Source organism: Wohlfahrtiimonas chitiniclastica DSM 18708, from assembly GCF_000375345.1.
Taxonomy (GTDB): domain Bacteria; phylum Pseudomonadota; class Gammaproteobacteria; order Cardiobacteriales; family Wohlfahrtiimonadaceae; genus Wohlfahrtiimonas; species Wohlfahrtiimonas chitiniclastica.
In genome coordinates this window covers 49,226-62,290 of sequence record NZ_AQXD01000005.1, presented here as the reverse complement: position 1 = coordinate 62,290, position 13,065 = coordinate 49,226, and the positions used below count along the sequence as shown (strand labels likewise).

The 13,065-nt window shown below is 45.2% G+C and carries 13 protein-coding genes and 4 tRNA genes; 4 read left to right on the top strand and 13 right to left on the bottom strand.

Annotation, left to right across the window (positions count from 1 at the left end; translation table 11 throughout):
* Nucleotides 1–78: 78 nt before the first annotated feature.
* Nucleotides 79–1,593 carry a fumarate hydratase gene (locus B143_RS0109140; RefSeq protein ID WP_018123035.1) on the top strand — a complete coding sequence of 505 codons (1,515 nt, stop codon included), beginning with the start codon at nt 79–81 and terminating at the stop codon, nt 1,591–1,593.
* Between the two features lie 48 nt (nt 1,594–1,641).
* On the opposite strand, the gene B143_RS0109135 is transcribed toward B143_RS0109140, so the two are convergent.
* The 13 genes from B143_RS0109135 to B143_RS0109075 all read right to left on the bottom strand — a co-directional run bounded on the left by B143_RS0109135 (nt 1,642) and on the right by B143_RS0109075 (nt 10,673).
* Complete coding sequence (locus B143_RS0109135; RefSeq protein ID WP_018123034.1) at nt 1,642–3,303, bottom strand: FecR family protein; 1,662 nt, start codon at nt 3,301–3,303, stop codon at nt 1,642–1,644.
* Between the two features lie 56 nt (nt 3,304–3,359).
* The gene (gene mlaE, locus B143_RS0109130) at nt 3,360–4,136 is read right to left on the bottom strand and encodes a lipid asymmetry maintenance ABC transporter permease subunit MlaE (RefSeq protein ID WP_008314128.1); all 777 of its coding nucleotides are present in this window, start codon (nt 4,134–4,136) and stop codon (nt 3,360–3,362) included.
* Nucleotides 4,133–4,924 (bottom strand): ABC transporter ATP-binding protein, encoded by a 792-nt coding sequence (locus tag B143_RS0109125; RefSeq protein ID WP_018123033.1) that lies wholly within the window; start codon nt 4,922–4,924, stop codon nt 4,133–4,135. The genes mlaE and B143_RS0109125 overlap by 4 nt, the downstream gene beginning before the upstream one ends.
* 8 nt (nt 4,925–4,932) lie before the next feature.
* On the bottom strand, nt 4,933–6,711 hold the full coding sequence (locus tag B143_RS0109120) for a FimL-related protein (RefSeq protein ID WP_018123032.1): 1,779 nt from the start codon (nt 6,709–6,711) through the stop codon (nt 4,933–4,935).
* Entirely contained in the window at nt 6,708–8,231 is a 1,524-nt protein-coding gene (locus tag B143_RS0109115) for a hypothetical protein (RefSeq protein ID WP_018123031.1), read from the bottom strand. The genes B143_RS0109120 and B143_RS0109115 overlap by 4 nt, the downstream gene beginning before the upstream one ends.
* Before the next feature lie 10 nt (nt 8,232–8,241).
* Entirely contained in the window at nt 8,242–8,613 is a 372-nt protein-coding gene (locus B143_RS0109110) for a response regulator (RefSeq protein WP_018123030.1), read from the bottom strand.
* 72 nt (nt 8,614–8,685) lie between these two features.
* Entirely contained in the window at nt 8,686–9,201 is a 516-nt protein-coding gene (yjgA, locus tag B143_RS0109105; RefSeq protein ID WP_018123029.1) for a ribosome biogenesis factor YjgA, read from the bottom strand.
* Between the two features lie 54 nt (nt 9,202–9,255).
* Nucleotides 9,256–9,331: transfer RNA gene (locus tag B143_RS0109100), tRNA-Glu, on the bottom strand.
* Nucleotides 9,332–9,454: 123 nt separating this feature from the next.
* Nucleotides 9,455–9,530, bottom strand: a tRNA-Glu gene (locus tag B143_RS0109095).
* Between the two features lie 7 nt (nt 9,531–9,537).
* Nucleotides 9,538–9,613, bottom strand: a tRNA-Ala gene (locus B143_RS0109090).
* A 52-nt stretch (nt 9,614–9,665) separates the two neighbouring features.
* Nucleotides 9,666–9,741: transfer RNA gene (locus tag B143_RS0109085), tRNA-Glu, on the bottom strand.
* Between the two features lie 96 nt (nt 9,742–9,837).
* Nucleotides 9,838–10,269, bottom strand: coding sequence for an RNA polymerase-binding protein DksA (gene dksA, locus B143_RS0109080; RefSeq protein ID WP_008314120.1), 432 nt, complete (start codon nt 10,267–10,269; stop codon nt 9,838–9,840).
* Nucleotides 10,270–10,370: 101 nt separating this feature from the next.
* On the bottom strand, nt 10,371–10,673 hold the full coding sequence (locus B143_RS0109075) for a hypothetical protein (RefSeq protein WP_008314118.1): 303 nt from the start codon (nt 10,671–10,673) through the stop codon (nt 10,371–10,373).
* Nucleotides 10,674–10,787: 114 nt separating this feature from the next.
* On the opposite strand from B143_RS0109075, the gene pyrC reads away from it, so the two are divergent.
* From pyrC to B143_RS0109060, 3 genes are read left to right on the top strand one after another with little or no spacing between them, the layout of a single operon-like run.
* Entirely contained in the window at nt 10,788–11,825 is a 1,038-nt protein-coding gene (gene pyrC / locus B143_RS0109070) for a dihydroorotase (protein WP_018123028.1), read from the top strand.
* Between the two features lies 1 nt (nt 11,826).
* Nucleotides 11,827–12,348 (top strand): hypothetical protein, encoded by a 522-nt coding sequence (locus B143_RS0109065; protein ID WP_018123027.1) that lies wholly within the window; start codon nt 11,827–11,829, stop codon nt 12,346–12,348.
* Complete coding sequence (locus B143_RS0109060) at nt 12,341–13,063, top strand: energy transducer TonB (RefSeq protein ID WP_018123026.1); 723 nt, start codon at nt 12,341–12,343, stop codon at nt 13,061–13,063. Before B143_RS0109065 ends, B143_RS0109060 begins: the two co-directional genes overlap by 8 nt.
* Nucleotides 13,064–13,065: the final 2 nt, after the last annotated feature.

Genomic DNA, 13,065 nt, shown 5'->3' with positions numbered 1-13,065 from the left:
GCAGTGATAAATGTTGCGCTTTTGTGGTATGATTTTGCGGCTTGTCCACCACCAAAATCATTCACAAAGGAGCGTAACGTGACTATTATTAAACGTGATGATCTCGTGCAATCTATTCATGATAGCTTGCAGTTCATCTCTTATTATCACCCTGAAGATTACATTAAAAATTTAACGGCTGCCTATGAGCGTGAAGAATCTCAAGCGGCTAAAGATGCAATGGCGCAAATCCTCATCAATTCACGCATGTGCGCGGAAGGTCGCCGCCCGATTTGCCAAGATACTGGCATCGTGACTGTGTTTGTAGAAATCGGCACCAACGTACGTTTTGAAGATGGCTTTGATGTCACACAAGCCATCAATGAAGGCGTAGCGAAAGCCTATACGGATCCTGACAATATTTTGCGTGCCTCCGTCCTGGCTGACCCGATGGGCAAACGCATCAACACTAAAGACAATACACCTGCGGTGATCCATTATGACATCGTGCCTGGTGATCGATTAGACATTCATGTGGCCGCAAAAGGTGGCGGTAGTGAAGCTAAGACTAAATTTGCGATGCTCAACCCTTCTGATTCTGTGGTGGATTGGGTGCTACAAAAAGTACCAGAAATGGGCGCAGGCTGGTGTCCTCCAGGCATTTTAGGGATTGGCGTGGGCGGTACGGCTGAAGAAGCAATGCTCATGGCCAAAAAATCCCTCATGCAGCCGATCGACATTCAAGAGTTGATGGCCAGAGGCCCACAAAATCGCTCGGAAGAGATTCGTTTAGAGCTCTATGACAAAGTCAATGCCCTTGGCATCGGCGCACAAGGTTTAGGCGGTTTAACCACCGTATTAGATGTTAAAATCATGGAATGCCCAACCCATGCAGCCAACTTACCCGTTGCCATCATTCCAAACTGCGCGGCCACTCGTCATGCGCACTTTACATTAGATGGCACAGGCCCTGCGGTATTGACACCACCAAACTTGGACATTTGGCCAGAAATCACCAATACAGGCAGCGGCGGTCGTCAGGTGAATTTAGACACCTTGACCAAAGAAGAGATGGCCACATGGCAACCGGGCGAAACTTTATTGCTCACCGGTAAAATCTTAACAGGTCGCGATGCTGCCCATAAGCGCTTGGTGGAAATGCTCAACAAAGGCGAACCATTACCGGTTGATTTCACCAATCGCTTGATCTATTACGTGGGTCCTGTGGATCCGATTCATGATGAAGTGGTGGGACCTGCGGGCCCAACAACGGCAACGCGTATGGATAAATTCACCCGCCAAATCCTAGAGCAAACGGGCTTAATTGGCATGATCGGTAAAGCTGAACGCGGTCAAATCGCCATTGATGCCATCAAAGATAACAATGCAGCCTACTTAATGGCAGTGGGTGGCGCGGCTTATCTTGTGTCTAAAGCCATCAAAGCCTCTAAAGTCTTAGCCTTTGAAGATTTGGGCATGGAAGCCATTTATGAATTCACCGTGGAAAATATGCCTGTGACTGTTGCAGTTGATAGCAAAGGTCAATCCGTGCATAAAACTGAGCCTGTTAAATGGCAAGCAAAAATCGGTAAAATCCCTGTGGTGACTGAATAATCCCCATAAAAAAACCCTGATGAATCAGGGTTTTTTCTTATCCATAATTTATGGCGTCAGCTTTGCGGAAATGCTTGGGATATTTAACACCTCAAAAGATTGCGGCAAACCCCATTCACTCACATAACCATCAAATGCTGTGGATTGAATGCGAAAATAATAAGTCCCCGGCACGAGATCCTCAATAAAGAGCTCTGTTTCTGGCAATGAGTGCTCAAGTAACACTTGCTTAAAGCTTGGATCATTGGACACTTGAATCAAATATTGTGTGCCCTGCTCTAATGGCGCCCATTCAAGCATCACATTCGCTGTTTTCACATGGGCACGATCTAAATTCGGATCTTCAAGCAACACGCGTGTATCCATCACACTTGAAAATGGACCACGTTTGCCATTGTCCGCAATCGATGCCACACGCCAATAATAAACGCCTGATAATAAATCCTTAGGCTGATATTCAGGCGCACTTAAATTGTCTGCATCAATGATGACTTCACGGAAATCCGCATCACGCGCCACTTGTAGATAATATGTTTTTGCTTCATCGTTCACTTTTTGCCATGCAAAGGTTAAATCTTTCAATAACGCTTTGGCATGATTATCAGGCGTTGTGAGATTTGGAGCAAATGGACGCGCATTTAAAATGAATTCATAGCTCGCAGGCTGCCCTGTGACGCCATTGTCATCAATGGCACTGACGATCATGCGATAACGGCCATCGGGCAGATCACCGCCTAACAGCACATCACCTTGTGAGCGCAAGCTTGACACAGCATCTTGCTCATCTTCCCCAACAGGCACCACTTTTGTGGCATAACCCATGACATTGTCAGCCTTTGGCACATCAATGCGAATCGGCACAGCTTCAATCAATTGTGGGAATGATTTAAACTCAGGCGGCGGCAACATCACAACTTTCTTGGCATCGCCCTCTTTTGTGATGATGATGGCTTCACCGGCTGTGAGTTCAGCGCCTTGTGCTGCCTCTTCGGCACTTTTTGCCACAACTTTACCGGTCACCACTTCCGTCACGCTGTTGTCATCTTTTTCTAATCCCATGCGAAACACTGTGCCGCGTACAGATGTCATGGCAGAGGCTGTTTTCACTTCATAGTTGGTGTTAGAAATTGGGCTGGAATAAACGCGATTCTCTAAACGCCCTTTTTCCAGCTCTAATTTAATGTCACTCAATGAACCATCGCCTAAGGCGATCAAATCTTTCAACACCAATTCACTATTGCTTTGCAGCAATAGGCGCGAACCATCCTTAAATAAAATGGTGGCCAATCCATCATCACCTGTGATGATCTTATCGCCTGTGGTTAAAATTAGGCTGTCTTTATCTGTAAAATCTTGGCCATATTGCAATGTTTGCTCATTGTCATTGATGATGGTGACACTGCCAATCGCATTGACGAGCGTGGCTGTTGATTGATTCGTTTTCAACCAAGCGCGCGGCACTTTAATGAGCGTTCCCGGTTCAATGTAGTCATCATTGGTTAAATGGTTGATTTTTTTAAGTTCTGTCCAGAGTTTAATGCTGTGCAGATGGCGCTGGGCAATGTTCCATAGGCTGTCGCCCGGAATGGCTTTATACAAGAAAATATCTTCTGTTGCGGCATCATCTTTGTCCACATTCGCAGCGGCGAGCGAACAGAGAAGCGCCATCAGCAAAAAGGCGGATGCCCACATGCTTTTGATCATCTTCATGAGTTACCTTATTGATTAGAATAGTGAATAACGAACGTCAAACCACGGCATCAACATCATCTGAACAAAAGTGCTGTCAAAATAAAGTCTGCCGCTAATACGAGCAATGATGCTTTGACCACCGTCGCTGTTGTTGAGTTGGCCACACCACTTGATGTGGCATGTCCGCGCAAACCTTCACGCAGTGCCACTAAGTTACAAATTAAGCCAAACACAACACTTTTAATGATGACACCGTTGAAAATATCATCATAAAAGATGACAGATGACTGCATTTGTGACCAGTAACCACCGCCATCGAGCCCTAAGACCTCAACGGCAATGTAGTAACTGCCTAAAATGCCCACATCTGAAAAGAAAATCGTTAAAATCGGCACCACAATGATGCCCGCCATTAAGCGGGGTAATAAAATATAGCGATAAGGGTCCACTGCCATCATCTCATAGCTTGACCACTGCTCTGTGGCACGCATCAAACCAATTTCGGCAGTGAGTGATGAACACGCGCGCCCCGTATAAAGCAGTGCTGTAAATACAGAGGCCAACTCACGAAAGAGCGCCAATGCTGTGACAGTGCCCACAGACGCCTCTGCCCCAAAGCGCACTAAATTGACATAGCCTTGAAACGCAAGCACCATGCCAATGAACATGCCGCTCAATAAAATAATGGGCAACGACAAGATGCCCAATTGATACACTTGGCGCGCAAATAATCCTGGTTTTTGGAATAGATAACCGCTGTGGCGCATCACAGCAAAGAAAAACACCACGCTTTCCCCAAGGGCATTGACGCAATCAATGGTCTTTTGCCCGATCGTTTCAATCAATTTCATGACAATAACTCATCCTTCAACGGTACAGTGGGCAGATTAAATGGCATCGGGCCATCAGCTAAACCATCGATGAATTGACGCACCTGCACATTCTCATCAGAGCGAATTTCATCGGCTGTGCCATGCGCAATCACATGCCCACCACTGATGATGTAGACATAATCGGCAATGCTGAGCACTTCATCGACATCATGGGAAACAATGATGCTCGTTAAATCAAGGGCGTCATTGAGATCTTTGATCAAACGCATCAAAACCCCCATCGAAATGGGATCTTGCCCAGTAAAAGGCTCATCATAAAGTAACAATTGTGGATCTAACGCAATCGCACGCGCTAATGCCACACGGCGCGCTTGTCCACCGGATAATGATGAGGGCTTTGCATCCTTCAATGCGCGAAGCCCCACCGCTTCTAATTTTAATAACACCAATGTGTTAATGAGTTCTTCAGAGAGTTTGGTGTGCTCTCTTAAGGCAAAGGCAACATTGTCATACACCGTCATGTCTGTAAACAGCGCGCCACTTTGGAACAATAATCCCATCTGTTTACGCATTTCATACAGCTCTGAGCGCGACAACGTGGACAAATCTTTGCCCATCGCCATAATGGTGCCCGATTGTGGCACCACTTGTTTGGTCATCAATTTAAGCAGCGTGGTTTTCCCCGTGCCTGATGGACCCATCACGGCTGTGATCTTTCCTTTCGGGATCGAAAGCGTCATGCCATCAAAAATGACACGTTTCCCAAAGGAGAGGGACACATCTTGTAACTTGATCATCTCAGGCATGGCAACTCCTATTGATATGGCTGTAAAAATTGATTGAACAACTCAATAATGTGTAAAAACTGTAAGCGATATTCACAGATGGCTGCGGCATCACTCGCACTGCTGCGCGTCATCGCTCGCTCTAACGCCGCGGCAGCATGTTCAGCCTCTGTCAGCTTCATCAAGGCTGCATTACCACGTAAAGTATGTGCAATGCGAATGAGGCCTTCATAATTGCGCGCATCCATCGGCATCACATCAATGGCCTCACTGAATTCTGACACCAAAGCATCAAAATCCTCTTTGCACGCCATGATCATCTCAACATCCACATCAGAATATTGGTTCAAAGCACGTGTCAATGCTTGATGACGCTGTAAATGGCCTTTTGCCCCTTCAATCACTTGCGCAGAGACTTCACGATTCTCTAAATGCATGTTGCTGATGTATTCAACCGCAAGTGCCACTTCACCGAGCGCCTCTTGTGACAACTGACGGAGCATAAAATCATCGTTAAAATAACGCGTTAAACTGTGCACAATCGAAAGCATGCCTTCGGCTTTGACCAAATCATAAAGCACTTTTTGAAACTCGGCCAATTTCGCCGCATCTTTACTTTTCGCAATCGCATCACGCAATTGACCATATTGTGCCACAAATAACTTCAAGGCTCGATGTTTTGCATTGATGTATGCCCAATTTTGCGTTTCATTGTATGATAATGGCACCGGTTGCTCACGTGTGCCCCAAAGGTCTGCTAAATAGCTTTCAAGCACCCAATATTGGCTCACAAGCTCGTTAAATTCATTGCTTTCCATCGGTTCAGCGATGAGGCGCTCCATGGCATTAACCAAATCTGTCGTCAATACAGATAGGCGCTTTAAACCCATAAAATCCAGTACTTTAATGAGTTTATGCAAAAATGGCATGAATTCTTCTAAGCGTATGCGCTGCGCTTGATCTAAATAAACACGCTCTAATTGCTCATGAATTTTGATCAAATCATCTTTCAAGGCTTGCCCAAAACGCTTATAAACCGCTGGTGAAATGCTGTAGACATTTTGTACTAAAATACTCTTTTCAATGAAGTTTTCACCTTCTGTCAGCGTGCGTACTGTGGACAATAACGCTTCACTCACATCTGGCTCAATGGCTTGATGATCGAGCAATTGCGCCAAGCGTCCATCTAATTGCGCCAATAAACGGTGCGTTTCTACACTCAACGGGCGCTCGTGATTCAACAGTGCTTGTAAATAAAAAGACAGAAGCGACCAATCACGGCCATTGACTTCAGGCAATGAGGCAGAAATGTCACGACTCAACGCATTTAAAGCATTCAAAGGGCCTTCCATCGAATTTGTGCGAATGAGCTGCAATAATTGCTTTTGATACAATGTACGCAGCATTTTAATGAGGGTTAAATTGAGCTCTTCATTAGCCTCTGCACCCGCATCAAAGCCTTCCACCACATCACTTTCTTGCATGCGCCCAAGGTCTGTGAAAATATCAATGCTCTGCTCTAACAACAAACAGTAACGGAGCACAAAATCTTCTGCATCCCCTTCCCCAAAGGCAGACAATGCTGCCACATGTTTACCCGCTTGCGTGGTGTATTGCGCGGCATGATTCCAAGACAATACGGTAAATATCCCGGCGATCTCTTCTAATGCACTGGCAATCGTGGCTTTTTCTTCCGCTTCATCCTCAGAATCTTCTAATAATGTTTCAAGGGTGTCACGCAATAACTCAGCGGCAACTTTTAATTCATCCACAACGTCTGCATCAGTTAGTTCAATGGTCTGTGTCATGCCTCTTCCTTCAATCCTCTATTTAACTGATCAATCTCAGATATGATCAACATCAATTCTTGTTCCACTTCGCGATACGCCACCACAGAATCATTGGTATTGCTCACAACGCTTGAGAAGAACGCTTCTATCATCCATGCGGTCTGTTTGACATCCGCAATTTTATCTTTACGCTCCGTAAAATACGCGAGCTGTTTTTTTAAGGTTGAACGTAGTGTCTCTAAGTGCTCATCACCACCTTTTTTCACGAGGGACAAATCGTGGGAAAAGGCTTGTTCAAGATAATCATAAGTGTTTTGCATCTCTTTGATGATGTCGCTGATGCTGTGTGAAGACTCTCGCACCTCGCGCCCTTTCGCTAAAATGCGATCACTCTCATTGTTCAATGAAGCGACTAAATCTAACTGCGTCATCAAGCGCTCACGCAATGTCACAAAGTGATCGACCACCGCCATCACCTGCACAATGCGCTGATCTTTCACATCTTTTTCAAACAAAATGGATAAGCGCGCACGATTTAAGCGCAAGAATAAGAAAGCAAAAATCAAGAAAAAGAGCACAATCCCACCGGCAACAATCAGTGAAATTAAACGCACATATTGATTCATCGATTGAATGTAGGCTTGCTGACCTTCATAAGCGGTGTCGATCGTGGTTTGCAATAGGCGCTGAATGGTGTCTTTTTCATCTTGTAATTTGGTGCGCATTTGATTGAGGAGCACTAAGCCTCTGGCATCTTTAATGAGGCTGGACACATCGCGTGCCAATTGATTGAACACAAATTGCGCCTCTAAAATGCTCTCTTCTTCTAACGAGCCGCGAATGCTTTGTACGCCCTCTTGTGGTGAGCCCATCATCAAGACATTTAAGCCCTTTTGCACCACAGATAAGCTGTCTGTCAATTCTGAGATGGTTTGAATGTCCACTTTCGCTTGGCTATTGATGACGCGCGTTAAATTCGCATGTAAACGCACCACCGCATTGGCCAATTGATCAATGTAGCGAATGGTTTCTAAACTCACGGAGCGCGCATCAGACAGCTGACTCGATACGCCACTTAAATCTTGATATAAGGATTGACTGGCCGCATCCGCCCGCTGCTTTAAGCGAATGGCATTATTGACAACGTTTAACGCATTGTTTTGTTCTGCCAATTGCTGCTGAAAGTTTTGCCAAATGTTCAGCACATTGTTGGCATCAATCCCTTCAACCTTTTGCAGATTTTCTGAGATGGTTTGCATGCGCGCTTTTAAAAACGCTTCCTCAATGTGCCCACCTTGGGCTTGGATATCAATATAATGATCAATGTCCCGTACGGCATCATACACGGTGGATAAATGCGCCACATCTTGGTTGCTCTCATATTTTGGTAACCGCATAAAAGCAAACACAATCAAACCCACCAAAAAGAGGCCGCAAATGAAAAATGCAATGGTCAATTGCTTGCGCTGTTTCTCATATGGTGTGGTGGTGATCGTCTTTGCCGCGCTCACATCCGCCATCACTTCACTCACAGTCATGATCCTTTAATTATTTATATTTTTCTATCACTTTAATTAAATCATCACGGGTAAAGGGTTTTGTAATGAACGCATCACAGCCCGCTAATTGCCCACGCGCCTTATCAAATGCACCATCTTTACTCGTGAGCATAATGACAGGGGTTTTAGAGATCTCAGAAGGCGAACCTTTAATGATTTGGCAAGTGTCATAGCCATCGAGATTCGGCATCATCACATCCATAAAAATCAAATTAGGACGTGCCTCTTCTAATCCTGACAATGCACTGAAGCCATCGACTTCAGAGATGACTTCAAAGCCCTCTTTGCTTAAAATCAACTCTGCCGTTTTACGCACAGTGCTACTGTCATCGACCACCATAATCTTAAAATTATCCGCCATTTTTATATTCCATTATCCCATTTGCAGAAAAACATGTGTAATGCGTTATTATATCGTTAAATAAAACTTTCACTACGGGTTTTGAGCAAATTTATCACGTAAATAGCGAAATAGTAATGTTCGGCTGCGAGATTTCCCACCTTTCTTGATCTCGGATAAGGAATTTCTCACCAATTGGCGCATGTGTTGGAAATCAATCTCGCCTAATTGCTCAACAATCTCATCGTGCACCGCAGGATCATTGTTCAATAATCGCTCAACTTTATTTTCCACCCATTTCTCGATGCCCTTTTGACGCTCACTGCCCGCTTGCATGGCATCTAAACGGCGCACCACCAATTCGTAATCCTCATCATCTAATTGACGCATGAGTTTACCAATCAATTGCTTTTGACGCTTTAAGCCGCCGCCATGACGAATGGTTTTGGCAAGCAACACGGCCTCTACTAAAGTGCCTGGTAAATCTAAAAGATCTAAATCACTTTCAGAGAGCGCCATCAAAGATTCACCAAAATCCTGCTTAGCTTCCGCTTCTCTTTTCAATTGGCTTTTGCTTGGGCCATCGTATTCAAATTCTTCTTCGTACATGTTAATTCTCCTCATAGCAAAAAGCCTGCAACAATGTGCAGGCTTTCTTTAAGATGGCGTCCCCACGGGGATTCGAACCCCGGTTGCCGCCGTGAAAGGGCAGTGTCCTAGGCCTCTAGACGATGGGGACAGATTTTGGTTAATAGATGTCTAGTCATCTCTCGCTAGCAACGAGTACTCTACCAAGGAGAGCTTTAACTGAATTGCTTCAGTTGCTATGTGTAATACGACAACTTTAAAGACTTCTTAAAGTTGGCGTCCCCACGGGGATTCGAACCCCGGTTGCCGCCGTGAAAGGGCAGTGTCCTAGGCCTCTAGACGATGGGGACATCGTATTGGTGGAGCTAGACGGTTTCGAACCGTCGACCTCTTGCATGCCATGCAAGCGCTCTACCAGCTGAGCTATAGCCCCAGATTTAACTGGTGCAGTTTACTTCAAAACCTAGCCAACTCATGAATCAAGTTGGCGTCCCCACGGGGATTCGAACCCCGGTTGCCGCCGTGAAAGGGCAGTGTCCTAGGCCTCTAGACGATGGGGACATTCCGTTTTGAAGTTAGTTCGTCTAACTGAGGTGTTGCATAATATCAAAAATTTTCAGGGTGTCAACTTTTTTTTGAAAATTTTTTAAATTTTTTTTAAATCACACCAGATTTCTCTTTTTGTTCTGCGATTTCTTTGCAATCAATACACAATTCAGCCGTTGGTCTAGCTTCTAAGCGTTTGATTCCAATCTCAATCCCACAGGTTTCACAATAGCCATAATCATCAATGGACAATTTGTGCAATGTTTTCTCAATTTTCGCGAGCAATTTTCTTTCACGGTCACGCGTACGCAATTCTAAAGAGAATTCCTCCTCTTGGCTTGCACGATCATTGGGATCAGACAAAATTGTGGCACCATCTTGTTGCATGTTGTTCACAGTTTTTTCACTTTCCTGCATCAATTGAGCACGCCAACCATTTAAAATCTGACGAAAATGTTCTTTTTGGCGATCATTCATGTACTCTTCGCCATCTGCTAATTCGTAAGGCTTAAAGTTCTTAAAAACGGTTGGATTATTATTCATTTAAATATCTCCATACATATGTCTTAAATAGTGGCGTATCAAACCACAATTTTCAAAAAAATAAAAGATTTAAATGCATTTTTGATGCAATTTTACGCTCATTACAACTCTTTATACTCACCATCAATGATGTTGCGTTTTGTTGGTTCTGCTTTTGGGCGCATATTTTCATACATATGTTGTGCCTGTTGTGCTTGGGCAGCCTGTGCCGCTTGCATCACTTTTTTGATCTTGCGGACTTTGAAGTATAAATAGACATAAAAAATCACCGCAAGCACCGCGCCGACAGCTAAAATACCCAAGCCTAAAGGAATAATCAACAACAAAAAGCCAATTGAACCCAACGTGATCAAAATTTTCTGCCAAAGGCTTGCTTGTTTGCCATTAATATAGAGCTCTCTCATATGCCCTCCTATGTGCATTCCTATCCTAGAGAAGGCATAGTATAGTATGCAAAGGCTTTTTTAAAAAAAGCTTTTACAAAATTTACGACTTCCACCCGAATAGAAGGATTTTTCATGACAAATCAACTCACTATTACATTTCCTGATGACTGGCACATTCATCTGCGTGATCATGATGCACTGAAAACAACCGTTGCGCATGCGGCTCAAAGCTTTCGACGCGTTGTGGTGATGCCGAACACCAATCCACCCATTAAAACTGCGGACGATGCCAAAGCATACCGCGACCGCATTTTAGCCAATGTGCCCGACGGCGTTCCTTTTGAACCTTTGATGACGCTATATTTAACGCCTGAAACCACGCCAAGCATTGTGGAAGCCGCCAAGGCTTCAGGCATTGTCCATGCCATTAAATTATATCCTGCGGGCGTCACCACCAATTCAAGTGCGGGCGTCTCTACCTTAAGCAACTTATATCCTGTCTTTGAAACCATGGCCAAAGTGGGTTTACCCCTTTTAGTGCATGGCGAAGCAAGCGACCCAAATATTGACATTTTTGACCGTGAAGCCATCTTCATTGAGCAAGAACTCAAGCCATTGCATGCTGCCATTCCTGATTTACGCATTGTGATGGAACACATCACCACAAAAGATGCTGTAGAATTTGTAGAAAGCACCAATGCCAACATCGCCGCAACCTTAACACCACAGCATTTGCTATTTAACCGCAATACACTGCTTTCTGGCGGCATCAAACCGCATCTTTATTGTTTGCCCATTTTAAAGCGCGAAACCCATCGCCAAGCGCTGATCAAAGCGGCCACCAGTGGCAATCCTAAATTCTTCTTAGGCACGGACAGCGCGCCGCATGCTCAAAGTGCCAAAGAGAGCTGCTGCGGCTGCGCCGGTTGCTATTCCGCACTCACGGCAATGTCTCACTACGCCGAAGCCTTTGAAATGATGAATGCACTGGATAAACTCGAAGCCTTTGCTAGTCACTATGGTGCAGATTTCTATGGTTTGCCGCGCAATACTGACACCATCACTTTAGTGCGCGAAGATTGGACGCCACCGGAATCTTATCCTTATTTAGAGAATGATCGCCTCATTCCGCTCGGTGCTAAGCAAACCCTTAAATGGCAGGTTAAATAAGATGATCACGCGCCGACAAACTTTCATCGCACTCGCTGGCCTTGTGCTGTGGGCAGGATTGGCGCTGCTGATTTTAATGCAAACATTAGGGCTCAAATTTCACACACAATTTAATGTGTTTTACAGTGCTTTGAGCCTCTACCATCATCGCATTTGGCCACTTTTAATTGTGATCAGCATTGTGATGGGTTTTTATGGGATTGTGGGCTTACGCATTCGGGCGCTGCCCTACTCGTTTAAGCTGCGCGCTGTCATTGCCTTGCCGCCCCTGTTGCTATTGTCGAGCTTAACGTATCTCACCATTTATGGGATTCAATTTTGGCAAGCCCTCAATGTGCCGCTTGATCAAGGCTTATTTGCCATGCGCCGCTTTGCTAAGAATTTTTCTGCCAAAGACATTGATGCCGCGCTCGCAACTTTGCCCCACCACATCGACACATTGACCTATCCAAGCTATGCAGCCCTGATCTTTCTTACGCTCACCGTGTTGCTTTTACTGATTCTGCCAAGGCACCATGATTGAACGCTCGATTGTCTGGATCGCGCCGATTGTGGTGATCGGTTTACATGCTGCCATTGCGGCACTTTTTTTTCAGCATGAAAATCATCAATTACAGCAAGATCATTCTACAATGGCACAGGCCATCCATTCATCTGAACCTCAAAGCTCAAGCACTCAAACGAGTGCTGAGCGTTACATCATCATGACGATTGACAGTGATTGGTTTTTCCCAAAAGCCATCGATCATGCTGCCCTCCTTGCCATCGAGCCAGAAGCGCCGCCCATCATTGCACCGCCGAAAATCGTCAAACCCACCCCACAAAATTCGCCACCCACGCCATCGCCCAAATCGCCCTCAAAGCCTGCTATTCATCAAAAAAGTAACGCAACAAGCAATCCCATCAAAACACCTTCTCATGGCAGCGGGCAAAGCTTACAAGATGGTCCTGCGGGCTTTATCAATGGCAACAGTCATGCCAGTATTGATCGCAACATTAACCGCTGCTATCCCTTAATTTCTCGGCGCCGCGGCGAGCAAGGCCGCGTGATCGTGCGTATTTTAGTCAATGAAAAAGGAGAGCTTGTGAACAAACAAGTGGTGCAATCCTCCGGTTTTTCCCGTTTAGATCGCTGTGCGCTCGATGCCATTACAGATTTAAAGGTCAAACCTGCCATCAAAGGCGGCAAAGCGGTGTCGAGCCATTTTGATCAACCCATTGAATTTAGGCTGCGTTAATC